Genomic DNA, 26,652 nt, shown 5'->3' with positions numbered 1-26,652 from the left:
TCACACCACCCGATTCACCATCTCCCGGCCCTCGCCGACCCGTTCGACGTTCTCCCGGACGAGCCCCGCGACGTCGCGGTGGTAGTCGTTCGTCATCGCCGCGGAGTGCGGGGTGACGAGGACCCCCTCGTAGCCCCAGAGCGGCGAGTCCTCGGGGAGCGGCTCGGTCTCGAACACGTCGAGCCCCGCGCCCGCGATCTCGCCCGCGTCGAGCGCCTCGATCAGCGCCGCCTCGTCGACGACCGCCCCGCGGGAGACGTTCAGCAGGTAGGCGTCCTCGCGCATCGCCTCGAACTCGGCCGCGCCGAAGAGCCCCTCCGTCGCGTCGTTCAGGGGCGTCGCCAGCGCGACGAACCGCGCCTCCGAGACCGCCTCGCGGAGCCCGTCGGGCGTGTACACCTCACGGACGCCGGGAACCGGGTCGCCCGATCTGCGGACGCCGACAACGTCCATCCCGAGCGCCGAGGCGCGGGCGGCGATGCCGCGCCCGAGCGTGCCGAGGCCGACGACGCAGATGCGCTGCCCGTCGAGGGTGAAGGGCGCCTCGTACGGCTCGCGCACCCACTCGCGGTCGCTCTGGGCGTCCCGGTACACGTGGAGCCGACGCGCGAACGCGAGCATCATCCCGGCGACCGTCTCGCCGACCGAGGTGTCGTGGATGCCCGTGCTGTTGGTCAGCGCGACCCCGGCCGACTCGTAGGCGTCGAGGTCGAACTCGTCGTAGCCGGCGCGGATGCAGTGGACCCAGTCGGCGTCGAGAAACGACGGGTGCGGCCCGAACGCGACCGCCGCGTCGCCGTCGCCGAGTTCCGGGTCGCTCCCGCCCAGCTCGACCGGCAGGTCGAGGTCGGAGAGTTCGTCGCCGAGCGCCTCCGGCGGGAAGACGAGGTCGACCGAGTCGTGGACCACGATCCGTGAGAGCTCCATGGTAGCCACTCTTCTCGCATCGTCGATTCAATCTTTCGAGGCGCGCGGCTCGGGAGAAGTCTCGTCACGAGGGCTCCGGCGGAGTGAAGACGAAGCGGCAGAACCGTAGCTGTCGCTATCCGACGTTCAGGGTGGTGGCTCGGCCTGCGTCCCTCATCACAAGGGGCTCAGAGGGGGTAACTTTCCTCATCGCCACCGTGCGTATCCTCTGATCGGAGCGGCAAAAAGCGTTTTCGAGTGCCGTTCGGTAGATTCTGCGGAGTGTCGTGATACTCGTACCTGTAGGAACCGTCAACCGTCCCAGTTCGCCCGCTTCCGGTGCTCCGCAGCCAGCGCCTCCACGTCGCCGCCGTCCAGCACCCCCCGCTCGGTGACGACGCCCGCGACCAGATCCCCGGGCGTCCGGTCGAACAGCGGGTTCTCGACCGACACCGGCGCGTCCCCGTCGTACACCTCCGCCGCATCGCGCGGTTCGGGGTGAAACACCCCCTCGGAGCTGATCTTGTCCGCGGCGGCGACGACGTAGAGCGGAAACCCCTCCCGCGCGGCGGCGAGCGCCAGCGCCCGCGTGCCGACCTTGTTCGCGACGCTCCCGTCCGGCAGGACCGCGTCCGCGCCGACGACCGCGGCCGCGACGTCGCGTTCGGCGGCGACGTGCGCGAGCGCGGCGTCCGTCGTCAGCGTCGCGTCGCGACCCACCGCGGCGAACCGCTCGGCGACGCCGACGCCCTCGCCGCCCGGACGCGACTCGGCGACGACGAGAGGGAGGTCGGTCCGCGAGAGCGCGTCGGTCACCGTCCCGGAGCGCGAGAGCGTCGCGACGGCCCCCTCGACGCCGGCGAGCAGGTCCGCGGCGTTCGCGGCCGCCTCGCCGTCTGCCGCCAGCGCGTCGGCGGTGCCCTCCCGCGCGGCGTCGCGGACGCTCTCGGCCGTTCTCCCGGCCTCGAACATCGCGCGGTTCACGCGGTTCGCCAGCGCGGCCATCCCCGGACGGGCGTCCCGAAGGTCGCGGGCGACGGCGGCGACGCGCTCCCAGCCGGCGGTGTCGTGTCCGTCGTCATCGCTGTCGCCGTCGTTGCTCCCGCCGCCGTCGCTGTCGCCGTCGGCGGTTCCGCCGCCGCACGCGTTCGCGCCAGCCGCGACGGCGGCCGCCTCGTCCCGCAGGACTTCCAGCGCCCGCACCGAGACGTACGCCGAACCGTGCTCATCGTCCTCCCGAACGGACTCGACCGTCGGCGCGACGCGACGGTACGCCTCCCAGAGCGCGGGGACGGTTTCGCGGTCGAGGACGGCCGTCGGGTCGGTCCACTCCCAGTCCGCGAGTTCCTCGTTCGGTTCGACCGCGCGCGTTTCGACCGCGAACAGGAACGGGTGGATGGTCCACTCGCGGTCGCCGTCGTCGACCGCCAGGGGATCGCCCGCGCGGACCAGCGACGCGTCGGCGATGCCGACCTCCTCCGTGATCTCCCTGCGGGCGTCCGCGAGCGCGCCCTCGGGGTCGCCTTCGACGTACCCGGAGACGCCGCCCCACATGCCGGCGTAGGTACCGACCGCGTCGCTCCGGCGGACGAGGAGCACCTCGCCGCGGTGGCGGAGGAACGCGGTGACGACGTGCGTTCGGGACACGGTTCGGATCGGTTCTGCCTACGCGGGCGGGCACAACGGCTTTTGCGGTCGCGTCCCACGTTCCGGCATGGATCTGGCGATCATCAGCGACACGCACATCCCCTCCCGGGCGTCCGAAATCCCCGAGTGGGTCCGCGAGCGCGTCGAGGCCGCCGACCACGCGATCCACGCGGGCGATTTCGACTCGCCGGAGGCGCTGTCGACCGTCGAGGAGTTGACCGGCGGGGACCTCACCGCCGTCGCCGGCAACCTGGACGGCTCGGACCTCGACCTGCCCGAGATCGCCACCGTCGAGGTCGGGGCCGTGGAGTTCGTCGTCACCCACGGGACGGGCGACCGCTCGGGCTACGAGCGGCGGGTCGCGGGGACCGTCGCCGAGCAGGGCGGCCACCAGGTGATCGGCGTCGCCGGCCACACCCACGAACCGATGGACGACACCGTCGAGGGCGTCCGGATCCTGAACCCGGGGAGCGCGACGGGCGCGGACCCGGCCGAGGAGGCGACGATGATGACTGCGACCGTCGAGGAGGGGAGCGTCGGCGTGACGCTCCTCCGGGAATCAGATCGGTAGCGACTCCCGCTATTCGGATCGGTGGCGCACGTCGGCTTCGCCCCTCCCACGTACCGGATACCGGCCCGATTCACCAGCACCGGCGTCCTTTTTTACCGACCGCGCCGAGTCGCCGGCATGGAACTTTTCGCCGTACCCGACCTCCCGGAGGTGGAACCCGGCGACGACCTCGCCGCGCTGGTCCGCGCCCGGGTCGACCTCCGCCCCGACGACGTGGTGTGCGTCGCGAGCACCGTCGTCTCGAAGGCGGAGGGTCGGCTCGCCGACCTCGACGACTTCCCCGCCGGGCCGCGCGCCCGGGAGATCGCCGCGAATCTCTCGGAGCTGACGGGCGAGGAGAAGGACCCGCGGTTCGCGCAGGCCGTGCTCGAAGAGAGCACCGAGATCGTCACCGAAGCCCCCTTCCTCCTCACGGAGACGCGCTTCGGGCACGTCTGCGTCAACGCCGGCATCGACCGGTCGAACGTCCCCGGCGCGGACCTCCTGCTCCTGCCGAGGCGACCGAGCGAGAGCGCGGGGCGGATCCGCGCGGAGCTCCCCGCCGACCAGGTGATCGTCACCGACACCTGCGGTCGCCCCTTCCGCCACGGCCAGCGCGGCGTGGCGATCGGCTGGGCCGGTATGCCCGCGAGCCGCGACTGGCGGGGCGAGACCGACCGCGACGGGCGGGAACTGGGCGTGACCGTCCAGAACGTGATCGACGAGCTCGCGGCCGCCGCGAACCTCGTGGCCGGCGAGGGCGACGGCGGGACGCCCGTCGTCGTCGTCCGCGGCTTCGAGTTCGGCGACCACGCCGGGAGCGACGCGCACTTCCGGGACGTGGAGAGCGACTTCGTCCGGCAGGCGCTCAGGGGGTGGGCGTATGAGCCGCGGTGAGGGCCGAGGGGCGCGATCCGACGGCGGATCCGAAGGGGACGAGGGCGACGAAAGGGGAGGGCTGCTCGGGATCGAGATCACGCCCGAGCATCCGGTGTCGCGGCTGGTCGACCTGGGCGTCGCGGCCGAGGAGGCCGGGTACGACGCGCTGTTTTCGAGCTGTCACTACAACAACCGCGACCCGTTCGCCGTCCTCTCGCTCGTCGCCGCCGAGACCGACGAGATACGCCTCGGCCCGGGCGTCGCCAACCCCTACGAGACGCACCCGGTGACGCTGGCGTCGAAGGTGGCGACGCTCGCCGAGGTGTCGGAGGGGCGCGCGGTGTTCGGGATCGGCCCCGGCGACCCCTCGACGCTCCGAAACCTCGGTCTCGAAGGCGAACGGGGGCTCCGCCCGGTGCTCGAAGCGTTTCGGACCGCCCGGGATCTCTGGCGGGGCGAGCGCGTCACCCGCGAGGGGACGTTCGAGGCGCGCGACGCCGGGCTGAACTACGAGCCGCCGGGGGAGATCCCGGTGTACGTCGGCGGCGAGGGGCCGCACATGTGCCGGATGGCCGCGAAGCACGCCGACGGCCTGCTGTTCAACGGCTCGCACCCCGACGACCTCGCGTGGGCGCGCGAGCAGGTCGAGATCGGAGAGGAGGACCGGACGGACGGGCTCGGCGCGTTCGACCTCGCGGCCTACGCGAGCGTGAGCGTCGCCGAGGACGCCGAGGCCGCCCGCGAAGCCGCCCGTCCGCCGGTCGCGTTCATCGCCGCGGGGGCCGCCCCGCCGGTGCTCGACCGCCACGGGATCGACCGCGACCGGGCGAAGGAGATCGGCGAGCGCATCAGCGCCGGCCAGTTCCGCGGGGCGTTCGACCTCGTGACGCCCGCCATGGTCGACGCGTTCTGCATGGCCGGCACCGTCGAGGAGGTGGGCGAGCGGATGGCCGCGGTGCTCGCGCACGCGGACGGCGTCGTGGTCGGGTCGCCGCTCGGCCCCGACCTGGGGGAGGCGATTACTCTCGCGGCGGCGGCGTACGACCGGGCGACGGCATGAGGCTGCCGAGGAACTCGCCGGCCGCGCCGACGACGAGGTAGCCGAAGAACAGGACCGAAAAGCCCGTCAGGACCGCGCCGATCAGGAAGGAGATCGCCGACAGCGGGTCGTTGAGGACGACCTCGGTTGCGAAGATGATCCCGAGCCGGATCGAGCTTCCGACGAGCTCCGCGAGGAATTCGAGCACGCTGACCATGAGGGTGAGTTCGGACGGAGGGGTACTTGTGTGTTGATGCTCGCCGCGGCGATCGAGGCGGCGGCCGAGGCGACGACGCGGACGGAGCCGGTTCGATCCGCCGAGTCGGTTCGAGACGTCGGGCTGAGCCGGGACGTCGGGCCGACCGGACGCCGGGCGGTCGTCACCGATAAGAGGCGTCGAAGGTACTACCCTCCATGAGCAGGGATCGGTCGCTCGACGAGTTCTTCGGGCCGAGCGCCTCGTCGAGCGAGGTCGACGCCGACCCCGAACCCGGCGACTCCGAGACCGACGACGGATCGGGCAGTTCGACCGATTCGGCCGACTCGTCCAGCTCGACCGTCGCCGGTGGGACCGAAGCGACCGCCGCGAGCGATTCGACCGACGTCGCGGTCGATTCGGCCGACGGAGCCGAGGACGACGCCGCGGGCTCCGAAACCGACGCGGACGAGACCCTCGCGTCCGCGGGCGCGCGGACCGGACCTGCGGGCGCGGGGTCCGGGGACGACGCGGACGCGGCCGTCGAACCCGCCGACGCCACCTTCTCCTGGTCGCCCGACGGCGCTTCCTGCGACGCCTGCGACGCCCGCGTCGAGCGGCGGTGGCTCGACGGCGGGCGCTACGTCTGTCACGACTGCAAGGAGTGGTAACCTCCCCCGACCACACTCGGGGTACTCGCCATCCCTTCCCCGTAGCGGGGAGCGAACGGAACCGAGCGTCCGTCAGCCCAGCCGGCGGTGCTCGCGCTCGAACCCCCGGACGAACGTCTCCTCGCCGATCGAGAGCACCGTCGGCCGGCCGTGCGGGCACGCGTAGGGCCGCTCACACGCCCCCAGACGCTCCACGAGGTCGGTCGCCGTCTCGCGGTCGAGCGCGTCGCCGGCCTTCAGAGAGGGGTGGCAGGCGAGGTCCTTCAGAAGCTCCTCACGGGCGTTCTCCGGATCCTCGCCGGCCGCCAGCGCGTCGAGCGCGTCGCGGAACGAGCCGACGTCGGCGACGCGGCCGAGCGGCGCGGGGACGCCCTCGATGCGGTAGGCGCGGCCGCCGAACGCGGACACCTCGAACCCCAGGCGGGAGAGCGTCTCGCGGTTGTCCTCGACGACCGCCGCCTCCGACGGCGAGAGCGCGACGGCCTTCGGCGGGTCGACCGGGTGCGACTCGACCGCCTCGCCCCGCAGCGCGTCGCGGAGGCGCTCGTAGTTGATCCGCTCGTGGGCCGCGTGCTGGTCGACGACGAGCAGGTCGTCGTCCGCTTCGCAGAGGAGGTACAGCCCGCGATACTGGCCGATCACCGCCACGTCGCCGAAGCGCGAGTCGCCCCCGACGGCTTCGAGCGACGAGTCGAGGTCGACCGCGATCTCGGCGCTCCGCCTGAGGTCGGCGGTCGTGAGCGCCTCGTCGACGGCCCGCTCGACCGCGTCGGCGACGGCGTCCTCGTCGACGAACGCCACCTCGTCCTTCGCGGGGTGGACGTTCGCGTCCACGGCCTCGGGCGGGAGCGACACGGAGACGACCGCGATGGGGTACCGCCCGCTCGGCAGGAGCGACCCGTACCCGGCGACGGTCGCCCGGCGGATCGTCGCGTCGTAGACCGCCCGCCGGTTCACGGCGGCGTAGACGTGCTCCCGTGTCGCCCGCGTGATCGAGGGGTAGACGAGCAGCCCCTCGACCCGGAGGGGGCGATCCCGCCCGTCGAGGTCGAACGTCGACCGGTAGTCGATCTCGGTGCTCTGTCCCGCGACGCTCCGGTCGTACACGCCGAGCACCGCGTCCGTGTACGTTTCCGACCCGGGCGTGGCGAACACCTCGCGGCCGTCGTGCGACAGCGAAAAGTGCACGTCCGGCCGGGCGAGCGCGTACCGGGTGACGACGTCGCTCACGCGGCCGAACTCGGCCTTCGCCGAAGAGAGCGACTTCCGCCGGGCCGGGCGGTTGTGAAAGAGGTCCCGCACCTCGACGGTCGTCCCGACGGCCCGGCCCGCGGGGCGGACCGACTTCTCGCCTCCCTCGACCAGGACGCGGGTGCCGCGGACGTCGCCGTCGTTGGTCGTGATCTCCAGGGTCGCGGTCGCCGCGATGCTCGGCAGCGCCTCGCCGCGGAAGCCGAGCGTGTCGACCCGTTCGATGTCCGCCGCCTCGCCGAGTTTGCTCGTCGTGTGGTGTTCGACCGCGAGTTCGGCGTCCGCCTCGCTCATCCCGCGGCCGTCGTCCGCGACGCGGACGCGTTCCGTCCCGTCCCCGTCGACGGACACGTCTATGCGGGTCGCGCCCGCGTCGAGGCTGTTTTCCACCAGTTCCTTGACGACGCTCGCCGGGCGTGTCACCACCTCGCCGGCGGCGATGCGTTCGATCGTGTCGGGGGGGAGCTTCCTAACCGTCATCGAGCTTTCCTTTGAGTTCGTTCAGGGCGTTGAGCGCCTCCAGCGGCGTCGTCTGCGCGATGTCGATCGACCGCAGGTCGGCGGCGACCGACGCGAGGGCGTCGGCGTCCGACCCCGCGGTCGGATCGGCCGCGCGTCCGTCGAGCCCCGCGGGGGCGGAGGCGCCGTTTCGCTCGCCGTTCGGATCGGCTAGGCGACGGGCGGGCATGCCACTTTCGCCCTCGGGGCGGACACCCGCGTCCCCGTCGACCGCCGGACGATCGCCGTTCGTCAGCGTGGTCTGGCGCGGCTCGGCGGCCGGCCCAGTGGCCGGCGCGCTGGCCGTCGATGCGTCGGTGCCGACGTCAGTCGACGGCGGGGCGCTCGCGTCCGTCGCGCCGGCGGTGCCGCCCGCGTCCGCCTCCCGCGCCGCGACGAGTTCGCGCGACCGCTCGACCACCGCGTCCGGGACGCCCGCCATCCGGGCGACTTCGACGCCGTACGACGACGAGGAGGCGCCCTCCGCGACCCGGTGGAGGAACGTCACGGATTCGCCGTCCCCGCTGGCCGCGAAGTGGAGGTTGCGCACGCGCTCGTACTCGTCCGCGAGCGCCGTGAGCTCGTGGTAGTGCGTCGCGAAGAGCGTGTACGCGCCGACTTCGTCGTGGACGAACTCGGTCGTCGCCCGCGCGATGGCGAGGCCGTCGGTCGTGCTCGTTCCGCGCCCGACCTCGTCGAGGAGGACGAGCGAGTCCCCGGTCGCGGCGTGGAGGATGTCGGTGAGTTCGCTCATCTCCCGCATGAACGTCGACTGCCCGCCCGCGATGTCGTCGCTCGCGCCGACGCGGGTGAACACCCGGTCGACGATCGGCAGGCGGGCGGCGTCGGCGGGGACGAAGCTCCCCGCCTGCGCGAGCACGACGATCAGCGCGATCTGGCGCATGTACGTCGACTTGCCGCTCATGTTCGGGCCGGTGACGATCGCAATCTCCCCCGGGCCCAGGTCGGCGTCGTTCGGCACGAACGACGGCTGGGTCCGCTCGACGACGGGGTGGCGGCCGGCCTCGACGCGAACGCCGCCCTCCCCGAACTCGGGCCGGACGAAGTTCTCCGCGACCGCGACGGCGGCGAGCGTCGCCAGCACGTCGAGTGCCGACAGCGCCTCGGCGAGCGACTGCACCCGGTCGGCCTCAGCGGCGACGGCCTCCCGGACCTCGCAGAACAGGTCGTACTCGAGCTTGTCCGCGCGCTCTGACGCGCCCAGGATCTCGTCCTCGCGTCGCTTCAGTTCGGGCGTGTAGAAGCGTTCGGAGTTCTTCAGCGTCTGCCGTCGGGTGTAGTCGTCGGGGACGCGGTCGAGGTTCGGGTTCGTCACCTCGATGTAGTAGCCGTGGACCTGGTTGTAGCCCACCTCCAGCGAGTCGATCCCCGTCCGCTCCCGCTCTTTTTCCTCCAGCTCCGCGACCCACTCGCGGCCCTCCCGCTCGGTCGCCCGCAGGGAGTCGAGTTCGTCGTCGAACCCCTCGCGGACGACGCCGCCCTCGGTGACCTCGATCGGCGGCTCCGGTCGGATCGCACGGCCGATCAGGTCCCGCACGTCCTCCATCTCGTCCAGCGCGCCGCGGAGCTCGCGGAGCTCGTCCGACTCGACGCCCTCCAGCCCCGCTTTCACGGCAGGAACCACGTCGAGCGTCGTCTTGAGCGCGCGGAGGTCGCGGGCGTTCGCCCGCCCGCGGGAGACGCGGCCGATGAGCCGCTCGACGTCGTACACGTCCGTCAGGAGGTCGCGCACCTCCTCGCGGACGAGCGACCGCTCCGCGAACTCCTCGACGGCGTCCAGCCGCGCCTCGATGCGGTCGCGGTCGACGAGCGGGCGGCGGAGCCACCGCGTCAGGAGGCGGCGACCGAGCGCGCAGGAGGTGTCGTCGAGCACGTCGACGAGCGCGCGGCCGGCGCCGTGGCCCCGCGTCTCGAACAGTTCGAGGCTCCGGAGCGCCGTCGCGTCCAGCTGCAGCGACTCGCGGGGATCGTAGCGGGTGACGCGAGAGACGTAGTCGAGCCGTTCGCCGCCCTGCGTGTACTCGGCGTAGGCGAGCACCGCGCCGCAGGCCCGGAGCTCGGCGTCGTTGTCGACGACCGCCTCCGGCGAGGGGACGTAGGCGGCGAGCCGTTCGCGGGCGGCGTCGAGGGCGAACGCCTCGGGGCCGTAGTCGGTCTCCATCGCGTCGAAGTCTAGCCCGTCGGGGGAGAAGGCGTCGGCGTCGAGTTCCGGCCCGCGCAGGAGCTCCGACGGCCCGAGCCGCTCTACCTCCTCTTCGAGCCGCTCCCGGCCGGCGCTGGTCACGAGGCACTCGCCGGTTGACACGTCGACGGCGGCGACGGCGTAGGTTCGCTCTCCGCGGCCGTCGGGGCCGTCGGAGCCGTCGCGCTCCGCCGTCAGGGCCGCGACGTAGTTCGTCGAGCCGGCGCTCAAAAGCTCGTCCTCGACGATCGTGCCGGGGGTGACGATCTGGGTGACCGCGCGGTCGACGAGGCCGCTCGCCTCCTCGGGGTCCTCGACCTGGTCGGCGATAGCGACCCGGTAGCCGGCGTCGAGCAGGCGCTCCACGTACTTCGCGGCGTTGTCGATCGGGATGCCCGCCATCGGGTACGTGCCGGTGCTGTCCTCGCGCTTCGTGAGCGTGATCTCGCAGATGCGGGCGGTCTCCTCGGCCGCCTCGCAGAACGCCTCGTAGAAGTCGCCGACCTGAAACAGGAGCAGGGAGTCGTCGTACGCCTCGCAGAGATCGTAGTACTGGCTCAGCATCGGGGTGAGCTCGTCGCGGTTTTCCGTCATCCGCTCCGGCGGGCCAGTCACCGTAACCATGGTCAATCATCGGGCGACGGAGCGGCATAAGCGTCCGGGACTGCGTCCGCGGTAGCGTTTCGGTGGAACCGCCGCGGCGGTCGGTCGGAGCGGTATCCGTCGTTCCGCGGACAGTCGTTCGGAGTTGGATCCGTCGTTCGGCGGTACACGCTCACTCGAAGCTGAATCTGTCGTCGCGGGATACGTTCCCGCCCGGCAGAGTTACGTACGTCGCTGCGGTACAGAGCGTGTGAGGCGTGTACGGATCAGCGACTCGGGGCGCGGACCGACACAAACATTTACTGGCTGCCGGGACACTCGTGGCAGGTCCCCGAGAGAAGACTATGACTGACGCCGAGACAACGGACGCGGGAATCAGCGGGCGCACAGCACTGCCGGTCGCCGAGGCGGCGACCCTCGCACGGCGGATCGCAGAGAACGTCGAGCGGGTCATCGTCGGTCAGCGCGACGCGATCGAGCACATCCTCATCGCGATTCTCTCCCGCGGACACCTGCTCCTCGACGACGTTCCGGGCGTCGGCAAGACCATGCTCGCGCGGGCGACCGCCCGCTCGCTCGACTGTTCGTTCAAGCGCGTGCAGTTCACGCCCGACCTGCTACCGTCCGACGTGACGGGCGTCAACGTCTTCAACCAGAAGACCCGCGAGTTCGAGTTCCAGCCCGGCCCGGTGTTCGCCAACGTCGTCCTCGGCGACGAGATCAACCGCGCGCCGCCGAAGACCCAGTCGGCGCTCCTCGAAGCGATGGAGGAGACCCAGGTCACCGTTGACGGGGAGACGCGACCGCTGCCGGACCCCTTCACCGTCATCGCGACGCAGAACGACATCGAGACCGGTCGGACCTACGAACTGCCGATGGCCGAGATCGACCGGTTCATGAAGAAGCTCCACCTCGGCTACCCCGACGAGGCGTCGGAGACCGAGATGCTCGGACGGGTCGTCGGCAATCATCCGATCGAGTCGCTCGAACCGGTGGCGGCGGTCGAAGATCTCAGGAAGGCGCAGAGGACCGTGGCCGCGGTCGAGGTGTCCCAGCCGGTCCGGTCGTACGTGACCCGCCTCGCGGGGTACACCCGAGACCACGCGGAGCTGGGCGTCAGCCCCCGGGGGAGCATCGCGCTCCTCCGCGCGTCGCAGGCGCGCGCCGTGCTCGACGAACGGGAGTACGTCATCCCCGACGACGTGCAGGCCGAGGCGACGACCGTCCTGAGTCACCGCGTCCTCGCGGGCGGCGCCGGCGCGGGGCGGACGGTCGTGGAGGACGCGCTCGACTCCGTTCCGGTCGAATGAGGCTCACGCGCCGCGGAAAGGCGGTCGTCGGCGTCTGCGTGGCCGGGTTCGCGCTGGCCGCGCTCTCGGGAGCCCGCGCGCTCAACGCCGTCGTCCTCCCGGGCCTCGTCGCGCTCGCGGCGGGCGTGATCCAGCTCCGGTACCGCCCCACCCCGACGGTCTCGCGGAGCGCGCGGAAGGTCGGCGCCGTCGGCGGGACGGACGAGGTGACGCTCTCGTTCTCCGGGGTGGCCCGGCCCTTCGTCGGCGTCGTCTCCGACCGCGCGGACGACGGGCTCTCCGCGCCGGACGCGACGGTCCGCGCCGCCGTCGGCGGGGAGCCCGTGACGTACGAGGTAACGTACGAGTCGCGCGGGGAGCGCGAACTCGGCCCCGTCGAGATCACCACCGGCGACGTGTTCGGGCTGTTCGAGACCGAGATGGTCCTCTCCGAAACCGACCGGGTACTCGTGTACCCGCGAGTGCGCGAGCTGGGCGGGGCGATCCGCGACGAGCTGTACGCGCTCTCCGCCGCCGACGCCCCGGAGAGCCGCACCGAGTTCGACCGCCTGCGCGAGTACGTCCGCGGCGACGCGACCCGCGACGTCCACTGGAAGTCGACGGCGAAGCGGGAGGAGCTCATCGTCCGGGAGTTCGCCCCGGACGCGGAGGTCGAGGCGGTCCACGTCGCCGCGGGATCGACCCCCGACGCCGCCGACGAGATGGCGGAAGCCGCGGCCAGCGTCGCGCTCGCGCTGCTCGACGCGGACGTGCCGGTGACGCTCTCGCTGCCCGACCGCCGGATCGAGGCCGACCCAAACCGCCGGGGGCGGACGGCGGTGCTCGAAGGCTGCGCTCTGGCGTCCGGCGGACCCGTCGCCGGGGCCGACGCCGACGTCGTCGTCCGCGCGGAACCCGGCGGGACGCGGGTGATTCTCGGCGACCGGACGGCGACGTTCGCGGACCTTCGCCGCGGGGGATCGTCCCGACGGCCCGACCGATCGACGCGGCGCGCACCGACGGGGGGATCGACGGCGTGAGCGGGGCGAGCGGCGGTCGAGGGGGCGGCCTCGGGGACGGCGAAGCGACTGACGCCGGCGGCGCGACCGGTGCGAGGTGGAAGGGCGTCCGCCACCCCGGGATGGTCGGCATCGCGCTCCTGACGTTCTCCTACGTGAGCGTCCTGTACCACGTGACCGACGTCGTCGGCGGGAGCGCGACGATGGCGGTCGTCGTCGCCGGGAGCGCCGTCGCCGCGGCCGCGCTCGGGCGGTTCATGCGGATCCGGACGGCGCTTTTCGTCGGCGGAGCCCTCGTGATCGGCGGCATGGGCGTCTACGTCCTCTCGGTTCCCGCGAGCAGCCGCGCGCTCTTCACCGTCGGACGGGTGGTCGCGGACACCGTCGCGCTGCTGACGGGGCTTTCGGTCCTCCGGCTGACGAACGCGGGCGTCTGGGCGCTCGCGATCGCCCCCGCACCGGTGTTTCTCTCGGTGTGCCTCGCGCTCCGGGGGCGGTACGGCTGGGCGGTCGCCGTCGGCGGCGGCGCGCTCCTGTTCTTCATCCTGACCGGCGACGCCGACAGCGCGACGACGCTCGTCGGCGTGATCGGCGCGGCGGCGGCGGTGGGGTTCGAGACGATGAACGTCCGGGGCGGCGTCGCCGCCGAGCTCGACACGCTGGCGGTCGTCGTCGCGGCGATGATCGTCCTGTCGGCGGTGCTGTCGGTCGTCCCCGGCGGCGCGGCCGAGCCGCTCCTCCCCGATCGAGGGGTCGGAACGGTCGAGTCGAACGTCGTCTCCTCCAGCGAGGAGGTGACGGTGGTCGGCAGCATCCGGCTGTCGCCGAAGGTCCGCTTCACCGTCGAGAGCGACGACCCCGAGTACTGGCAGACGGGCGCGTACAACCGGTACACGGGGAGTCAGTGGGTCCGCACGGACACCGCGCGGCCGTACCAGGGGCGGCTCGACGGTCCGCCCGGCGAATCCCGCCCGCTCGTGCAGACGGTCACGGCGAGGACCGAGATGGACGCGCTCCCGGCGGCGTGGAAACCCGTCGCCGTCGACGGCCGCACGGCCGACACCGCAAAAGTCACGCGCCAGGGCGGACTCGTCGCGGGCGACGCCGTGCTGGCGAACGAGAGCTACACGGTCCGAAGCGAAGTGGCGCAGTACACAGAAGAGCAGCTCCGCCGGAGCGGGACTGACTACCCCGGAACCCTCGGGGAAGACTACACGCAGCTCCCGGACAGCACCCCCGATCGGGTCCGCGATCGGGCGGCCGAGGTCGCCGGCGACGAGGAAAACGCCTACGACAAGGCCGTCGCGATAGAGGAGTACCTGGAGTCGAACAAGGGGTACACGCTCAACGTCGAGGAGCCGGACGGGGACGTCGCGGACGAGTTCCTCTTCGAGATGGACGCGGGCTACTGCACGTACTTCGCGACGACGATGGTCGTGATGCTCCGCGCCGAGGGCGTTCCGGCCCGGTTCGTCACCGGCTACACGCCGGGCGAGCGCGTCGGCGAGAACGAGTGGGTCGTCCGCGGGCTGAACGCCCACGCGTGGGTCGAGGTGTACTTCCCGGACGTGGGGTGGGTGCGGTTCGACCCCACCCCCTCGGACCCGCGCGTGAGCACGGAGAGCGCCCGACTGGATCAGGCCCGTCAGGACGGCGAGCCCGGGGTCGACACGAACGAGACGCGGCGCGACGACGACTCGGAGACGCCGACGCCGACGCCGACCGAAACCGAGACGCCGGATCCCGACGAGACCCCGACGCCCGACGACGGAGACGACGGAACCCCGAACGGAAGCGACGGAAACGCCTCCGACGGGATCGACCCCAACGGAACCGGCGGGTCGGACGTCCGGACGCCGGCGTTCACTCCGGCGCCGAACGACGGGGGCGGAGGCGACCCGCCGGCGGACGACGGCCCGTCGCTCCCGTCCCGCGAGACGCTCGGCGTCTGGCTCGCGCTCCTCGTGGGACTCGTCGCCGGCGCGCGGCGGGTCGACGCGGCCGAGCGGGCGTACCGCTTTTTCTGGCTCCGGCACCAGCGGCGGCGGGAGACGCCGGAGCGGGACGTAGAGCGGGCGTACGCCCGCCTCGAACGCCTGCTCGAAAAGCGGTACCGCCCGCGGAAACCCGGAGAGACGCCGCGGGCCTACCTGCGGGCGCTGTCGAACGTCGGACTCGACCCCCGGGCCGAGCGGGTCGGGCGCGCCTACGAGCGGGCGCGCTACGGTCGCGGCGTCACCCGCGAGGAGGCCGAAACGGCGATCGACGACGTCGACGCGCTGGTTCGCTCCCGCGGTCGGGACGGGGCGCGAACGGGGCGGTGATCGAATCCGAAATTCGAGCGAAACCGGCACCGCAGACGCCTGCACGTTCCCGATACTGTTTAATATCCCCATCGTGTAGGTTCGACTCGTAATGTCGGAAGTCTGCTCGACGTGCGGGCTGCCCCAGGAACTCTGCGTCTGCGAAGACGTGGCCAAGGAGTCCCAGGAGATCAGCATCCGCATCGACGAGCGCCGCTACGGAAAGGAAGTAACGATCATCGAGGGGTTCGATCCGCGAGACGTCGACATGGACAGCCTCTCCTCGGACCTGAAATCGAAGTTCGCCTGCGGTGGCACGGTCGAGGACGACTCCATCGAACTCCAGGGGAACCACACCGGCCGCGTGGAGGACTTCCTCCGCGAGAAGGGTTTCAACGTCGCGTGATCGCCGTCGACTCGCTCCGCTTCCGGCGAGATCGCGCTCACCCCGCTCGCGTGATCGTTACGTAGCTTCTGCGCGTCGAGCGGTTCAACGCTTTTTCGCACGCGTTTTTCGCCCGCAGCGGCCGCTTTCGACCGATCGAGCCATCTGTAACCGAATCGTTGGATCCGCCGGGAAATCGGGGGACTGGTCGGGGAGGGCGGTCGGATCGACGGAACCGATCGATCAGAACGGCGCGTCGGAGTCCCCGCCGCCGTCGCCGTCGGCCTCGATCGCCGTCTCGAACTCGCCCTCCCAGGCGTCGAGTCCGCCCTCCATGCTCTCGACCCGGGCGTCCTTGGTGCCCTCGTAGGACTTGATCAGTCTGGCGGCCTGCCGGCTCGCCTGCCCGTGCGGGCAGACGGTGACGATCCGCTCTGCGCCCTCCAGGGAGGCGATGCGGTCCGGCAGTCCGGCGAACGGGACGTTCTCGCTGCCGGGAATGTGCTCCCGATCGAACGCCGCCGGGGGTCGGATGTCGACGACCCGCGGCGGGCGATCGTCCTCCAGCAGCCGCTCGACCTCCTCCGGGGAGATTTCGCCGTCCATACTCCTCCATGACGGCCGGGGTCGATAAGCCCCACGACTACAGCAATCCGGCGTTGCGGGCCACGAGCAGCGGCAGCAGTCCCCACCCGTTCATCGGTTCGCGGCGGACCGCCTCGAACGCCTCCTCGACGGGGAGTTCGTGGACCTCGATGAACTCGCCCCCGTCCGGGTCGGGGGTGGCGGGTTCGAGCTCCGACGCGAAGGCGACGTGGCGCTCGTGGCGCTCCCACCCCGACGGGAAGTAGGACGTGAGGCGTTCGACGCGGCCGGCCGCGTACCCCGTCTCCTCGCGCAGCTCCCGCGCGGCCGCCTCCGTCGGCGACTCGCCCGCGTCGATCCCGCCGCCGGGGCACTCGACGAACGTGCCGCGGAGCCGCGGGCGGTACTGCTCGACCAGCAGCACCCGCTCGTCGCGGACCGCGACCACCACGACCGAGTCGGCCGGGTCGACCCAGTAGTACCGCGCCGTCTCGCCGCTCGGCCGGCGGACGAGGTCGTATCCGGCGGTGAACCATCCCGCGTCGTACTCGACGTGCGTTTCGAGGACCGGCCACTCGGCGTCCGTCATGGGTGCAGGTCCAGGTGCGGCGGACATAGCTGTGGGTGGTCGCGGACGCGACGGCCGCACCGCGGCCGTCGGCGAACGAGGGGTCGGGCGAACGCGTTCGCCCGCCGGACGGCTACAGCAGCCCCTCGTCTCTCGCCAGCAGCAACCCCTCGACGGTCGCGTCGTTCGTCGGCTCCGATCGGGCGAACGCCAGCGCCTCCTCGACCGGCACCGCCCGCGGCGTGAGGAACTCGTTGGCGTCGAGCGACCGCTCGACCGGTTCGAGCCCCTCGGCGAAGACGAACCCCCGGCGGTGACGCAACAGGCCCGTGGAACACCAGAAGTCCTGAAGCAGCGACGTGGCGGACGCTTCGAACCCGGTCTCCTCGCGGAGTTCGCGCGCGCCGGCCCGCGTGTAGGACTCGCCTGCCTCGACGATGCCCGCGGGGAGTTCCAGCTGCGTCTCCCGGATCGTCGGGCGGTACTGCTCGACGAACAGCACCCGCCCGTCCGTCACCGCGACCACGACGACCGCGGTCGCCAGTTCCGCCCAGTAGTACTTCTTCCGCCGACCGTCGGGCTGTTCGACGAGGTCGTAGCCGCCGGTGAACCAGCCCGTCTCGTACTCGACGGCCGACTCGATGACCGGCCACTCGGGATCGGGGAGGGGTTCGTGCCGCCTGCCGTCGTCGGGGACGTGGGAGTCGTCGCTCATCGTTGGACGACGTGAACACGGTAGCGCTCGCCCTTATACTCCACCAGAACGCCCCCGCCGGAGGCGGCGGACGGCGGGCCGTCGTCGGAAGCGCCGTCGACCCGCGCGTCCGGGTTCCGCGCGGCCAGGGCGTCGACCTCGTCGAACGGCGAGTGGGTGAACGCCTCCTTGAGGCCGTACCGGCCCTTCTGATACCCCTCGGATCGGCCGTCCTCGGAACGGAGCGCCTGCGTCAGGTAGGGATAGCGGCGCTCCGAGGCGTTCGACACGTCGACCGCCGGGCCGGGTTCGTCCGTCGGCGTCGCGGTCAGGTAGTACGGGTCGCCCGAGCCGAGGTGGCTCGGCAGCGCGCCGAGCGCGAGGAGGGCGACGACGACGAGCAGGAGGCCGATCAGGAAGTTGCGTGTGATCCGGCGCACGCGGGAGGTTGCGGGGCGGGCGGCAAACCGGTTTCGCTCGCGGCTTCGGAGTCGGCCGCGCCCCTCCGGGCGCTCGTCCCGCCCCGATCGGTCGTTTTCCGCTCTGGCCGAGTGTCTCCTCGGACCTCGGACCGGTCACTCCTCCGGGTAGAACTCCGGGCGGTAGATCCGCCCGAACGCCTGCCGGCGGAGCGTCCCGACCGCCGCCTCGGGTTCGTTCTGGAACGTGGCGGCGACGGCGGTCTCGACGAACGGGGCGGCGTGCCACGCGACGCGCGCCACGTTCTCGCTCCCGGTTTCGAACACCTCGTACTCGGGGTGCTCCTCGCGCCAGGCCTCGAACTCGGCGCGGTCGCCGACGCGGACGACGAGCAGCGAGGCGAACAGCGCGTCCCGCGCCGTCTCGACCACGTCGCCCGTCACCCGCTCGCGGTACTCCTCGCGGTCGAAGCCCATCGCCCGCGCGGTCTCCCGGACCACGATCTGCGCCGCCGGTCCGACGGCTTCGTACGCCTCGCGGGCCTCCTCGACCGTCTCGGGGGAGAACAGGCCGTCCTCGTCCATGCTCCGGGATGGTCGGCGGCCGGGTTTACGCCTTTCCGTTCGAGCGGAGCGTTTTCGCCCGGATACCGACTGCCGGGCGAGCGTCGTCCGCGCGTTCGACCCGTCGCTTCACCGCCCGGCGTCGCCTTCTTCTTCCGCGCCGTCCTCGCCTGCGCCGTCCTCGCCCGTCCCGTCCTCGCCAGCGCCGTCCTCGCCCTCGATCATCCGCCTCGTGAGTTCCTGCGCCTCCGAGATGACCCGCCTGGCTTCTGCGTCGAGCGGCGCGGATTCCCGCAGGCCCCCCGAGGCGAACGCGCTCGGATCCGCGTCGAACTCGCCGCGTCCGTGCGCGTGGTCGTGGCCCTCGACCGTGTCCTCGAACACCTCCTCGAACTCCGTTTCGGTCGCGAACTCGGTCACCTCGGCGGCGAGTTCCGGCGGCGACAGTTCGTGCCAACCGGGGACGCGCTCGTCGAGCCACGCCTCGTGGTCCTCGTGGCGGAGCATCGCCGTGAACGCGAGGTGGTTCGCGAGGTGCTTCCCGTCGCGCTGGGGGACGTCGCAGACCGGACAGGCGTATCCCATGCTCGACGGTTCGGGTCCGACCGGCAAAAGCCCACTACTCCCGGCTCGTCCCCCTCCGCCGCTTCGGACCGCCGCTCTCTCGTCCGCCCTCCTACTCGTCGGCGGGGCGTTCGTTCCCGGCCCGCTGCCACTCCGCGACGTCGAGCACCATGACCAGCGCGGCCTCGCCGTCGCCGTAGTACCGCGGGACCCGCCGCATCGGCTCGAAGCCGACGTCCCGGTAGAGCGACTGGGCGGGGTCGTTCCCCTCGCGGACCTCGAGTTTGACGACCGCCGCGCCGTCGAGGACGAGCGCGGTCAGCGCCCGTTCGAGCAACTGGCGTCCGATGCCCATCCCGCGGGCGTCCGGGTGAACGGCGAGGTCCTTCACGTGGCCGATGTCACGGCCGTAGTTCGGAACGGTGTCGGAGACGACGTACCCGACGACGCCGCCGTCGCGGACGGCCACCATGAACCCCGGCTCGCCGAGGAACTGCTCGAACGCCACGAACGGCCACGGCTGGGGGAAGCAGGCCTTCTCGATGCGGAAGACCGAGAGCAGGTCCGCCCGCTCGGCCTGCCGGATGATCACCCGTCCGAGGTCCTGCGAGATGGTCGTCACGCCGTCCGGTAGGCGTTAGATCTCCAAAAGCGCGACGGCTCACCGGCCGCGTTCGTGATACGTCCGCCGCCCGGGAACGACGAAAAACGGAGAACGATCGGGAGCGATCCGCGGAGATCGGTCGTCCGCAGCTCCGAGCGGCGGCGGGCCGCTCGGGGATCGGCATCGCCGGCTCGGTGGTCGACGCGACCGACGCTGACCTCGCTCAGTCGTCGGCGGGCTGGGCGCCGCCTCGGCTCCCCTCGTGCTGCTGCTTGGTCCACGAGAGCTTGCCGCCGGCGGCGAGGATCTCGCGCTCGCGCTCGGAGGCGTCGAGGCGGGCGGTCGCCTCCCAGTCGTCGTTCACGCGGACGGTGAACTCCTCCTGGCCGGAGCGGACGCCCTCGCCGACGTCGTCGACGATCTCGATGTCGTCGCCCTGCTCGATGCGGTCGTAGGTGTCCTCGTCGATGGTCAGCGGGACGAGGCCGAAGTTGAACAGGTTCGCCTTGTGGATGCGGGCGAAGCTCTGCGCGAGGACGCCCTCGACGCCGAGGTACATCGGACACAGCGCGGCGTGCTCGCGGGAGGAGCCCTGTCCGTAGTTCTCCCCGGCGACGAGGAAGCCGCCGTCGGCTTCGAGTGCGCGCTGGGCGAACGTCTCGTCGACGCGCGACAGCGTGAACTCGCTGAGCTTCGGAACGTTCGAGCGGAACTTGAGGATGTCCGACGTCGCCGGGATGATGTGGTCCGTCGTGATGTTGTCGGTCATCTTCAGGAGCGCCGGTCCCGCGAGGTGCGACTCGAGCGGCTCCTTCAGCGGCACGTCGCCGATGTTCGGCCCCTTGATCAGTTCGTCGTCGACGGCCTCGTCGGGCGAGATGAGGTCGGCCTTGCTGCCGTCGTACTGGTCGGGGAGTTCGATGCCGGGCGCTTCGAGGTCGCCGAGTTCGTCGGCCAGGTCGCGCGGGTCGACGATCTCGCCCTTGATGGCGGCCGCGGTGGCGACCTCGGGCGAGCAGAGGTAGACGTTGTCGTCCTCGATCCCGGAGCGCCCCTCGAAGTTGCGGTTGAACGTCCGCAGCGAGACGGAGTCGGAGGCGGGGACGTGCCCGATGCCGATGCACGCGCCGCAGGTGGCCTCGGAGAAGTTCACCCCGGCAGCCATCAGCTCGGCGGTCCAGCCCTGCCGGGCGAGAATCTCCGACGCCTGCTTCGACCCGGGCGCGATGATCATCTCGGTCTTCTTGTCCACCTCGCGGCCCTCGAGCATCTTCGCGGCGGGGAGGATGTCCTCGTAGCCGCCGTTGGTGCACGAGCCGATGATGACCTGGTCGACGCTCGTGCCGGCGGCCTCGCGGACGGGCACGACGTTGTCGGGCATCGACGGCTGGGCGATGAGCGGTTCGAGCTCCGAGAGGTCGATGACGAGCTCGTCGGCGTACTCGGCGTCCTCGTCCGGCGCCAGTTCGACGTACTCGTCGCCGCGGCCCTGCCGTTCGAGGTAGTCCCTGGTCTTCTCGTCCGTGCCGAAGATGGACGAGGTCGCGCCGAGCTCGGTCCCCATGTTGGTGATGGTCGTCCGCTCGGGGACCGTGAGCGATTCAGCGCCCGGACCGGTGTACTCGAACACCTTGCCGACGCCGCCCTTCACGGAGAGGCGGCGCAGCATCTCGAGGATGATGTCCTTCGCCGTCGCCCACTCGGGGAGTTCGCCCTCCAGGCGGACGTTGACGATCTCGGGCATCTCGACGTAGTACGCGCCGCCGCCCATCGCGACGGCGATGTCGAGCCCGCCCGCGCCGATCGCCAGCTGGCCGAGGCCGCCGGGCGTCGGCGTGTGCGAGTCGGATCCGAGGAGCGTCTTGCCGGGCGCCGCGAAGTTCTCCTTGTGGACGTTGTGACAGATGCCGTTGCCGGGGCGAGAGAAATGAGCGCCGTAGGTGCCCGCGGCGGAGCGGAGGAAGCGGTGGTCGTCCGTGTTCTTAAAGTCGAACTGGTAAGTCTGGTGGTCGCAGTACTGGGCGGCGAGCTCGGTCTGGACGTCGTCCAGGTCGAGCGCCTCGAACTGCAGCCACACCATCGTGCCGGTGGTGTCCTGCATCAGCACCTGGTCGATCTCGATACCGATCTCCTCTCCGGGTTCCAGCTCCCCCTCGACGAGGTGATCGTCGAGAATCTTCTCCGTAATTGTCTGTCCCATATCGTCCGTGGATGGTCCCTCCGCGGATATAAATCCCGCGTGTTCCCCGTCCAATAACCGTGTGGAACCCCGGCGGATCGGCAATTTTCGCGGAGGATCGAACAGTAACGCGGATTCGAGTTACGATCCCCGGAGGGATTCGTCACCGTTTTTTGGTCCGTCTCGCATTCACGGACATGTTCAAGCCCGGCACGTTCGTCGCGGAGCACGTCACGCCGATCGCGGACGCGCAGGTACAGCCGAACGGCGTGGACCTCACCCTCGACGCCGTCTTCGAGCAGATCAACTCCGGTCGGATCGGCCGCGACGACAAGGAGATCGGCGAGCGGCAGCCGATCGAGCCCGACGACAGCGGCGCGGACGACCCCGACTCGTACTACCTCCCGCCGGGCGGGTACGTCGTCCGCTACGGCGAGACGGTCCGCATCCCCGAGGAGCACGTCGGGTACGTCTACCCGCGGTCGTCGCTCATGCGAAACTCGTGCATGCTCAACACGGCGGTGTGGGACGCGGGCTACGAGGGGAGGGGCGAAGGGCTGTTGCAGGTCCACCACGACATCGAACTGGAGCGGGGCGCGCGCATCGCCCAGCTCGTTCTCGCCGACGCCGGACACGACGGCACGTACGACGGGAGCTATCAGGGGGAGAACCTCGGCTGAGCCGGGGTCGGGGGCCCGCGGTCCCCACCCGACTCCGAGGCCGGCGAACCGACGGGTCGGTTCGGAGAGTGACAGAATAGTATTTGGCGGAACGGCGACGAGAGGGAACCGATGAGTCTCATCGCGGAGTTCCTGCTCGAATCGCCCATTCTCCGCGAAGCGCTGTCGAGGGTCCCGGAGAGCACCGCCTACGTGGAGGACGTGCAGACGAGCGATTCGGGGGGGATACGGCTGTTTTTCTGGATGGAGGAGGCGGACTTCGAGGCGTTCGCGGCGGGGGTCGAAGCGGACCCGACGGTGCGGAACCTGACCGAGCTGGTCGAAGTGGGCGAACGGCGGCTCTTCCGCGTCGAGTACACCGCGGCGGGCAGGGACGCGTCCGCGTACCCCGCGGTCGTCGACGTCGGCGCGATGAATCTCGACCTGAGAGGGACGCACGACGGCTGGGAGCTCCGGATGCGGTTCCCGGACCGCGACGCGCTCCACGCCTACAGGAGCCGGGTGCTCTCGCTCGGCATCGGTCTCGGACTCAGGGCGGTGTACAGCGAGGGCGGTGAGCTGCCCGGCGACGCGTTCGGCCTGACGGAACCCCAGCGGGAGGTGCTCACCAGAGCGTTCGCGGAGGGGTACTTCGCCGTGCCGCGCGAGATCACCCTCGGCGAACTGGCGAACCAGCTCGGCGTTTCGACGCAGGCGGCGTCGGTCCGGCTCCGTCGGGCGCACGAGACGCTCATCGGGAACTCGATCGCCCCCGACGGCTTATAAACGGTTGAGTGCTAAACCCTCGGAACTACACGGTCGATCGCCGTGCGTGTCGACGTGGCCGAAGAGTTAGAATCGACCGAAACCGTGGGTTCCGCTCCCCCGTTCGGCGGAAAGGAGGGCACCGCCGGCTGCGGGCGGGTACTCCACGAGACGTGGTATCATCCGGCGGAAGACTTCGATCTCAGCTCCGCGGTCGTCTTCGCCGTGGCGGCGGCGAGAGGGGTCGATCCGGTCGAAAGCGGGTTCTCGGCGCTGTACGACCGCGTCGACGCCGACGCGCTGGAAGTCGCGCTCTTCGGCCCCTCGTCGGACGGTCCCGGAAGCGTCAGAGGGGAGATAGCCTTCGAGTACGGAGGCGCGACCGTCGCCGTCCGAAGCGACGGTCGCATTCGGATCTACGATCGTTTCTGAGCCGAGGCGGGACGGGACACGGAGGCACCCCTGAATCGCCCGTCCGTCGCCGACGATCGAACGCGCACGGCCGATCCGACGTCCCCTTCACCGGCCGACGCGTCCTCTCACGCGCAAACGCCACCTTCTCGCGCCGAGCACCGACTGATCACGACTGCAGTCGGACGAGGCGGGGCCGGCTCGCGTCCGGACGACGTTTCCCCGTGACGATACTTATTACCGACCGTGTGGTACTATCTATCACGGTAGGAGGCGAGACGGCAATGTCATCAGTCATCGCTGAGGTTCAGGTGTCCGGACCGGGTGCGGTGTTGACGCAGCACGCGCTCCCGAAGCTCCCCGAGGCGCGGATCGCGGTGCAGTATCAGGCCTCGCCGGACAGCGCGGGATTCGTCGTCGAAAACTGCGACTTCGACGCCTTCGAGCGGGAGCTTCGCGCCGATCCGTCCGTCGCCGACTTCGAGCGCATCGTGGACTTTCCCGCCGTCCGGGTGTACAACGTCAGGGCGAGAACCGACACGCCGCTCGTCTCGAAGCTCCTGGCGGACCGCGGCATCCAGGTTCTCACGGCGACCAGCCGTCCGGGGGAGGCGACCTGGCGGCTCCGCGTCCGGAGTCCGGACCGGGCGTCGCTCTCCTCGTTTCTGGCCCACTGCGAGGAAAACGGCATCTCGGTTCGCATCGACAAGCTCTATTCGGAAGCGTACCCCTTCGAGAGGAGCGGCTCCGCGGGCGACGGCGCGAATCTGTTGACGGACAAACAGCGCGAGGCGTTGGAACTGGCCTTCAGCGCCGGATACTTCGACATCCCTCGCAAGTGCACCGTCGACGGGCTGAGCGAGGAGATCGGCGTCAGCCAGCAGGCGGTGTCGGAGCGGATCCGTCGGGGCGTGAAATCGCTCCTCGAACTGCACCTCCCGCACGAACACTGAGGGGACGTGCTCGTTTCGCTGCGCGCGACCGGCCTCCTTCGGATTTCTCGAAGCCGCTTCGCTCCTCACGCCGGGCGTTGGGACCGCTCGCTGTCGCTCGCGGAGTAACAACGGGCCGGGAGGGATTCGAACCCCCGACCGTCTGGTTAAAAGCCAGACGCTCTGCCTAACTGAGCTACCGGCCCTCACCCGCACTTGATGACACGGCGGCATAAGCGTTTACTATCCTCCCGCATACCCCCGACGCAGAACGGCTCGTCGCGCACCCGTCGTCCCCGGACGATCCGGCGGAGACCTATGGTGAACTGCCTCGGGGTCAAGTGGTTCGAGACGCCTACGGCGTCTCGTCGTCACGGAAATCTTCGCGGGGATTTCCGTACGACCCCGAGGCACTTGCCGCGCTCATCTGTAGACGGGGGCGTTCGACCCGAAACGGTGGGGTGACGGCCTCACCGCTGGCAGCGGGGCCTACGGGGCCGACTCGCGCCACGATGTCGACCCCGGCGCCTCGACCGTCCTCGTCGGACCCGAGACGATCGAACAGGCGCACTTCCCGAACGAGACCGTCGCTGGCCGGGCGTCGAGCGGACGCGAGAAACCGTCAGCGGCGGCCCGGGAGTTTCTCGCCGACGAACAGTCGCGCCGCTCAGTCGCCCCCGTCGAAGTAATTAGCGAGCGCGTCGGCGACGACGTCGCCCGGCTCTCGGTTCTCCAGGGACGCCCACCGCCGGAGTTCGAGGTACAGCTCCGGCGGGAGGGTCAGTTCGAGCCGACCGAGAGGCACGCCGTGGGCGCGGAGCGCCTCCGGAGCCGACGCGCCGTTGTTGATCTCGCTCGCGAGCGTCCGGACCTCCCGCACCGTCAGCCCGCTGTCGAGCGTCGCCCACGCGAGGTAAAAGCGGGCGTCGCCCGAGACGCGCGCGATGTGCTTCGCCGCGGTGGGGGCGATGTGCCCGCGGGCGACGTGCCGACGGATGGACTGCGGGAGGTCGTGCACCCGCGCCCACTTCCGGATGAACGAGATGGACGCGTCGCCGCCCGCGCGCTCGGCGGCCGCCTTGTACGAGCCGACGCCGCGGACGAGCGCGGCGCAGGCGGCGGCGCCGCGGAGCATGTAGACGTTGTCCTCCGATCCGACCGTGTTTTCGGCGAACGCCCGGACCGTCTCGGCGGCGAGCGAGACGCTCTCCGGGTCGTCCGGGTCGAATCCCACCGCCTCTCTGGCTCGTTCTCCCGTGACGGCCGGGTCGGCCCTGACGACCGGTTCGCCGACCGGCTCCTCCCGATCAGCCGACGGCCCCGTCGTCCGCCGGGACTGCTCAGTCATGTGGTGTCGGTTTTCGGGTCGGGAAGCAAAAGTCTCTCGCCGCGCGGCGAATCTCGCGTCAAAGCGTCCGCGTCGCCCCCGTCAGAACACCCCCGTCACTCCTCGACTTCGGCCCGCTCGCGGCGCTCCGAGAGGTGCTCCCAGATCTCGGTGCACCCCGATCCGTCCTCGAGATCCGCGAGGTGGTCGTCGTGCCGCTCTCTCTCCTCCGCCTCGGCGCAGTTCACGGCGTCGCTCATCGATCGCGCCCTCCCTCGTACAGTTCGGGCGCGACGTCGGCGGAAGCGCCGTCGCTCGCGGGGACGTGGTCGCGGTCGCTACGATCTCGTTCGATGGAACTCATCGACGCACCGTTGGACGGGAGACCGCATAAGGTCGATTTTCGCTGTAAGGACTACCATTGCTCCCGCATTCCGGACGGTTCTGCCGGCATCTTCGACGGTCAGTCCCACCGGAAGGTCGCTTTCGTCCGGCGATCGTCCCCCGCCGACGCCGTCACAGGGGCGACGCAGAATTGCGGCTGCCGACTCATACAGGTAGTTCGAGGGAGAACGGGAGTGCGATGAGCGTCGCCCTGCGCACCCTGGACGACGGCGCGTGGATCTCGGTGAACGACACGCGCGAAGTGAGCGTCAGCGAACTCTGGCGGTTCCCGGGCGGGAATTTCTGCTCCTGTGACCTCTCTGACGTGGTCGTCGAGGGGTTCGTCGAAACCGGCGTCGACGGACGAACGGTCGAGGTTCGTGCCTACGGCCAGTGTATCGCCTGCGGCGCCAAGGCGACCACCGATTGGCTCCCGGTCGGTCGAGTCGTCGACGGCGAGTTCCGGGACGTCGACCGCGAGAGCGTCCTGTGTCCGCAGGTCGCCCCGGCCGCGACCGCCGCCGCGCACCGCTGACGTCGAACAGGAAAATGTTGCCT

General features: G+C 70.9%; 29 protein-coding genes and 1 tRNA gene. 14 read left to right on the top strand and 16 right to left on the bottom strand.

What is annotated here, in order from left to right; genetic code table 11:
* Together ddh and CNO20_RS00470 are read right to left on the bottom strand one after the other, a co-directional pair.
* Positions 1-927, bottom strand: a complete 927-nt coding sequence (gene ddh, locus CNO20_RS00475; RefSeq protein WP_101294088.1) for a D-2-hydroxyacid dehydrogenase — start codon at positions 925-927, stop codon at positions 1-3.
* 291 nt (positions 928-1,218) lie between these two features.
* A complete protein-coding gene (locus CNO20_RS00470; protein ID WP_101294087.1) occupies positions 1,219-2,553 on the bottom strand; it encodes an NUDIX domain-containing protein in 1,335 nt (444 codons plus the stop codon).
* 67 nt (positions 2,554-2,620) lie between these two features.
* Between CNO20_RS00470 and CNO20_RS00465 the strand changes: the two genes are divergently transcribed.
* From CNO20_RS00465 to CNO20_RS00455, 3 genes are all read left to right on the top strand, one after another.
* Positions 2,621-3,124, top strand: coding sequence for a metallophosphoesterase family protein (locus tag CNO20_RS00465; RefSeq protein ID WP_101294086.1), 504 nt, complete (start codon positions 2,621-2,623; stop codon positions 3,122-3,124).
* Positions 3,125-3,241: 117 nt separating this feature from the next.
* Positions 3,242-4,000: a coenzyme F420-0:L-glutamate ligase gene (locus tag CNO20_RS00460; RefSeq protein ID WP_101294085.1), complete on the top strand. Its 759-nt coding sequence runs from the start codon at positions 3,242-3,244 to the stop codon at positions 3,998-4,000.
* A 61-nt stretch (positions 4,001-4,061) separates the two neighbouring features.
* On the top strand, positions 4,062-5,042 hold the full coding sequence (locus CNO20_RS00455) for a 5,10-methylenetetrahydromethanopterin reductase (RefSeq protein WP_101294962.1): 981 nt from the start codon (positions 4,062-4,064) through the stop codon (positions 5,040-5,042).
* Here CNO20_RS00455 and CNO20_RS00450 read toward each other — a convergent pair.
* Positions 5,002-5,238, bottom strand: coding sequence for a DUF8024 family protein (locus CNO20_RS00450; protein ID WP_101294084.1), 237 nt, complete (start codon positions 5,236-5,238; stop codon positions 5,002-5,004). The two genes, CNO20_RS00455 and CNO20_RS00450, sit on opposite strands and share 41 nt — an antisense overlap.
* A gap of 30 nt (positions 5,239-5,268) precedes the next feature.
* On the opposite strand from CNO20_RS00450, the gene CNO20_RS22835 reads away from it, so the two are divergent.
* The gene (locus tag CNO20_RS22835; protein ID WP_158237344.1) at positions 5,269-5,439 is read left to right on the top strand and encodes a hypothetical protein; all 171 of its coding nucleotides are present in this window, start codon (positions 5,269-5,271) and stop codon (positions 5,437-5,439) included.
* The gene (locus CNO20_RS23155; protein WP_199174689.1) at positions 5,436-5,888 is read left to right on the top strand and encodes a DUF7573 domain-containing protein; all 453 of its coding nucleotides are present in this window, start codon (positions 5,436-5,438) and stop codon (positions 5,886-5,888) included. The genes CNO20_RS22835 and CNO20_RS23155 overlap by 4 nt, the downstream gene beginning before the upstream one ends.
* A gap of 72 nt (positions 5,889-5,960) precedes the next feature.
* Here the strand turns inward: CNO20_RS23155 and mutL are convergent, their stop codons facing one another.
* Positions 5,961-7,619 (bottom strand): DNA mismatch repair endonuclease MutL, encoded by a 1,659-nt coding sequence (mutL, locus tag CNO20_RS00440; protein WP_101294083.1) that lies wholly within the window; start codon positions 7,617-7,619, stop codon positions 5,961-5,963.
* Entirely contained in the window at positions 7,609-10,464 is a 2,856-nt protein-coding gene (mutS, locus tag CNO20_RS00435) for a DNA mismatch repair protein MutS (protein WP_101294082.1), read from the bottom strand. The genes mutL and mutS overlap by 11 nt, the downstream gene beginning before the upstream one ends.
* A gap of 323 nt (positions 10,465-10,787) precedes the next feature.
* On the opposite strand from mutS, the gene CNO20_RS00430 reads away from it, so the two are divergent.
* From CNO20_RS00430 to yciH, 4 genes are all read left to right on the top strand, one after another.
* A complete protein-coding gene (locus tag CNO20_RS00430; protein ID WP_101294081.1) occupies positions 10,788-11,753 on the top strand; it encodes an AAA family ATPase in 966 nt (321 codons plus the stop codon).
* Entirely contained in the window at positions 11,750-12,772 is a 1,023-nt protein-coding gene (locus CNO20_RS00425) for a DUF58 domain-containing protein (RefSeq protein WP_101294080.1), read from the top strand. The genes CNO20_RS00430 and CNO20_RS00425 overlap by 4 nt, the downstream gene beginning before the upstream one ends.
* Positions 12,769-15,075 (top strand): transglutaminase TgpA family protein, encoded by a 2,307-nt coding sequence (locus tag CNO20_RS00420; RefSeq protein WP_233203840.1) that lies wholly within the window; start codon positions 12,769-12,771, stop codon positions 15,073-15,075. The genes CNO20_RS00425 and CNO20_RS00420 overlap by 4 nt, the downstream gene beginning before the upstream one ends.
* 91 nt (positions 15,076-15,166) lie before the next feature.
* Positions 15,167-15,460 carry a stress response translation initiation inhibitor YciH gene (yciH, locus tag CNO20_RS00415; RefSeq protein ID WP_101294079.1) on the top strand — a complete coding sequence of 98 codons (294 nt, stop codon included), beginning with the start codon at positions 15,167-15,169 and terminating at the stop codon, positions 15,458-15,460.
* A 222-nt stretch (positions 15,461-15,682) separates the two neighbouring features.
* Here the strand turns inward: yciH and CNO20_RS00410 are convergent, their stop codons facing one another.
* From CNO20_RS00410 to CNO20_RS00375, 8 genes are all read right to left on the bottom strand, one after another.
* Positions 15,683-16,045 carry a rhodanese-like domain-containing protein gene (locus CNO20_RS00410; RefSeq protein ID WP_101294078.1) on the bottom strand — a complete coding sequence of 121 codons (363 nt, stop codon included), beginning with the start codon at positions 16,043-16,045 and terminating at the stop codon, positions 15,683-15,685.
* 37 nt (positions 16,046-16,082) lie between these two features.
* Entirely contained in the window at positions 16,083-16,613 is a 531-nt protein-coding gene (locus CNO20_RS00405) for an NUDIX hydrolase (protein WP_101294077.1), read from the bottom strand.
* A gap of 112 nt (positions 16,614-16,725) precedes the next feature.
* Positions 16,726-17,307, bottom strand: coding sequence for an NUDIX hydrolase (locus CNO20_RS00400; RefSeq protein ID WP_101294076.1), 582 nt, complete (start codon positions 17,305-17,307; stop codon positions 16,726-16,728).
* Positions 17,304-17,726: a hypothetical protein gene (locus CNO20_RS00395; RefSeq protein ID WP_101294075.1), complete on the bottom strand. Its 423-nt coding sequence runs from the start codon at positions 17,724-17,726 to the stop codon at positions 17,304-17,306. The genes CNO20_RS00400 and CNO20_RS00395 overlap by 4 nt, the downstream gene beginning before the upstream one ends.
* A 135-nt stretch (positions 17,727-17,861) precedes the next feature.
* Complete coding sequence (locus CNO20_RS00390) at positions 17,862-18,290, bottom strand: DUF5809 family protein (protein WP_101294074.1); 429 nt, start codon at positions 18,288-18,290, stop codon at positions 17,862-17,864.
* Positions 18,291-18,398: 108 nt separating this feature from the next.
* The gene (locus CNO20_RS00385) at positions 18,399-18,854 is read right to left on the bottom strand and encodes a DUF5810 domain-containing protein (RefSeq protein WP_101294073.1); all 456 of its coding nucleotides are present in this window, start codon (positions 18,852-18,854) and stop codon (positions 18,399-18,401) included.
* A gap of 91 nt (positions 18,855-18,945) precedes the next feature.
* A complete protein-coding gene (gene rimI, locus CNO20_RS00380; protein WP_101294072.1) occupies positions 18,946-19,455 on the bottom strand; it encodes a ribosomal protein S18-alanine N-acetyltransferase in 510 nt (169 codons plus the stop codon).
* Between the two features lie 205 nt (positions 19,456-19,660).
* Positions 19,661-21,637, bottom strand: a complete 1,977-nt coding sequence (locus tag CNO20_RS00375; protein ID WP_101294071.1) for an aconitate hydratase — start codon at positions 21,635-21,637, stop codon at positions 19,661-19,663.
* 176 nt (positions 21,638-21,813) lie between these two features.
* Here CNO20_RS00375 and CNO20_RS00370 point away from each other — a divergent pair, with 176 nt between their 5' ends.
* The 4 genes from CNO20_RS00370 to CNO20_RS00355 all read left to right on the top strand — a co-directional run bounded on the left by CNO20_RS00370 (position 21,814) and on the right by CNO20_RS00355 (position 24,404).
* Complete coding sequence (locus CNO20_RS00370; RefSeq protein ID WP_101294070.1) at positions 21,814-22,296, top strand: deoxyuridine 5'-triphosphate nucleotidohydrolase; 483 nt, start codon at positions 21,814-21,816, stop codon at positions 22,294-22,296.
* 111 nt (positions 22,297-22,407) lie between these two features.
* Positions 22,408-23,061 carry a helix-turn-helix domain-containing protein gene (locus CNO20_RS00365; RefSeq protein WP_101294069.1) on the top strand — a complete coding sequence of 218 codons (654 nt, stop codon included), beginning with the start codon at positions 22,408-22,410 and terminating at the stop codon, positions 23,059-23,061.
* Between the two features lie 54 nt (positions 23,062-23,115).
* Complete coding sequence (locus CNO20_RS00360) at positions 23,116-23,472, top strand: HalOD1 output domain-containing protein (protein ID WP_199174688.1); 357 nt, start codon at positions 23,116-23,118, stop codon at positions 23,470-23,472.
* A gap of 263 nt (positions 23,473-23,735) precedes the next feature.
* Positions 23,736-24,404 (top strand): helix-turn-helix domain-containing protein, encoded by a 669-nt coding sequence (locus CNO20_RS00355; protein ID WP_101294068.1) that lies wholly within the window; start codon positions 23,736-23,738, stop codon positions 24,402-24,404.
* A gap of 111 nt (positions 24,405-24,515) precedes the next feature.
* Here the strand turns inward: CNO20_RS00355 and CNO20_RS00350 are convergent.
* From CNO20_RS00350 to CNO20_RS23150, 3 genes are all read right to left on the bottom strand, one after another.
* Positions 24,516-24,589, bottom strand: a tRNA-Lys gene (locus tag CNO20_RS00350).
* Positions 24,590-25,050: 461 nt separating this feature from the next.
* Complete coding sequence (locus CNO20_RS00345; protein ID WP_101294067.1) at positions 25,051-25,731, bottom strand: DUF7119 family protein; 681 nt, start codon at positions 25,729-25,731, stop codon at positions 25,051-25,053.
* A 95-nt stretch (positions 25,732-25,826) separates the two neighbouring features.
* Complete coding sequence (locus CNO20_RS23150) at positions 25,827-25,970, bottom strand: hypothetical protein (RefSeq protein WP_199174687.1); 144 nt, start codon at positions 25,968-25,970, stop codon at positions 25,827-25,829.
* Positions 25,971-26,293: 323 nt separating this feature from the next.
* Here CNO20_RS23150 and CNO20_RS00340 point away from each other — a divergent pair, with 323 nt between their 5' ends.
* Positions 26,294-26,629 carry a DUF8134 family protein gene (locus tag CNO20_RS00340; protein ID WP_101294066.1) on the top strand — a complete coding sequence of 112 codons (336 nt, stop codon included), beginning with the start codon at positions 26,294-26,296 and terminating at the stop codon, positions 26,627-26,629.
* Positions 26,630-26,652: the final 23 nt, after the last annotated feature.

The organism is Halegenticoccus soli (assembly GCF_002844195.1).
Lineage (GTDB): Archaea > Halobacteriota > Halobacteria > Halobacteriales > Haloferacaceae > Halegenticoccus > Halegenticoccus soli.
The sequence above is the reverse complement of the archived record's forward strand: the minus strand, read 5'-3'. Positions and strand labels throughout refer to the sequence as shown.

What these genes read in the sequence shown, in the direction of transcription:
- CNO20_RS00340 (WP_101294066.1), top strand. Translation starts at nt 26,294, where the DNA reads ATGAGCGTCGCCCTGCGCACCCTGGACGACGGCGCGTGGATCTCGGTG.
- CNO20_RS23150 (WP_199174687.1), bottom strand. Translation starts at nt 25,970, where the DNA reads ATGAGCGACGCCGTGAACTGCGCCGAGGCGGAGGAGAGAGAGCGGCAC.
- CNO20_RS23155 (WP_199174689.1), top strand. Translation starts at nt 5,436, where the DNA reads ATGAGCAGGGATCGGTCGCTCGACGAGTTCTTCGGGCCGAGCGCCTCG.
- CNO20_RS00425 (WP_101294080.1), top strand. Translation starts at nt 11,750, where the DNA reads ATGAGGCTCACGCGCCGCGGAAAGGCGGTCGTCGGCGTCTGCGTGGCC.
- CNO20_RS00405 (WP_101294077.1), bottom strand. Translation starts at nt 16,613, where the DNA reads ATGACGGACGCCGAGTGGCCGGTCCTCGAAACGCACGTCGAGTACGAC.
- CNO20_RS00345 (WP_101294067.1), bottom strand. Translation starts at nt 25,731, where the DNA reads ATGACTGAGCAGTCCCGGCGGACGACGGGGCCGTCGGCTGATCGGGAG.
- CNO20_RS00375 (WP_101294071.1), bottom strand. Translation starts at nt 21,637, where the DNA reads ATGGGACAGACAATTACGGAGAAGATTCTCGACGATCACCTCGTCGAG.
- CNO20_RS00430 (WP_101294081.1), top strand. Translation starts at nt 10,788, where the DNA reads ATGACTGACGCCGAGACAACGGACGCGGGAATCAGCGGGCGCACAGCA.
- yciH (WP_101294079.1), top strand. Translation starts at nt 15,167, where the DNA reads ATGTCGGAAGTCTGCTCGACGTGCGGGCTGCCCCAGGAACTCTGCGTC.
- CNO20_RS00385 (WP_101294073.1), bottom strand. Translation starts at nt 18,854, where the DNA reads ATGGGATACGCCTGTCCGGTCTGCGACGTCCCCCAGCGCGACGGGAAG.
- CNO20_RS00465 (WP_101294086.1), top strand. Translation starts at nt 2,621, where the DNA reads ATGGATCTGGCGATCATCAGCGACACGCACATCCCCTCCCGGGCGTCC.
- CNO20_RS00365 (WP_101294069.1), top strand. Translation starts at nt 22,408, where the DNA reads ATGAGTCTCATCGCGGAGTTCCTGCTCGAATCGCCCATTCTCCGCGAA.
- CNO20_RS00460 (WP_101294085.1), top strand. Translation starts at nt 3,242, where the DNA reads ATGGAACTTTTCGCCGTACCCGACCTCCCGGAGGTGGAACCCGGCGAC.
- mutL (WP_101294083.1), bottom strand. Translation starts at nt 7,619, where the DNA reads ATGACGGTTAGGAAGCTCCCCCCCGACACGATCGAACGCATCGCCGCC.
- CNO20_RS00390 (WP_101294074.1), bottom strand. Translation starts at nt 18,290, where the DNA reads ATGGACGAGGACGGCCTGTTCTCCCCCGAGACGGTCGAGGAGGCCCGC.
- CNO20_RS00410 (WP_101294078.1), bottom strand. Translation starts at nt 16,045, where the DNA reads ATGGACGGCGAAATCTCCCCGGAGGAGGTCGAGCGGCTGCTGGAGGAC.
- CNO20_RS00355 (WP_101294068.1), top strand. Translation starts at nt 23,736, where the DNA reads ATGTCATCAGTCATCGCTGAGGTTCAGGTGTCCGGACCGGGTGCGGTG.
- CNO20_RS00400 (WP_101294076.1), bottom strand. Translation starts at nt 17,307, where the DNA reads ATGAGCGACGACTCCCACGTCCCCGACGACGGCAGGCGGCACGAACCC.
- mutS (WP_101294082.1), bottom strand. Translation starts at nt 10,464, where the DNA reads ATGGTTACGGTGACTGGCCCGCCGGAGCGGATGACGGAAAACCGCGAC.
- CNO20_RS00450 (WP_101294084.1), bottom strand. Translation starts at nt 5,238, where the DNA reads ATGGTCAGCGTGCTCGAATTCCTCGCGGAGCTCGTCGGAAGCTCGATC.
- CNO20_RS00370 (WP_101294070.1), top strand. Translation starts at nt 21,814, where the DNA reads ATGTTCAAGCCCGGCACGTTCGTCGCGGAGCACGTCACGCCGATCGCG.
- ddh (WP_101294088.1), bottom strand. Translation starts at nt 927, where the DNA reads ATGGAGCTCTCACGGATCGTGGTCCACGACTCGGTCGACCTCGTCTTC.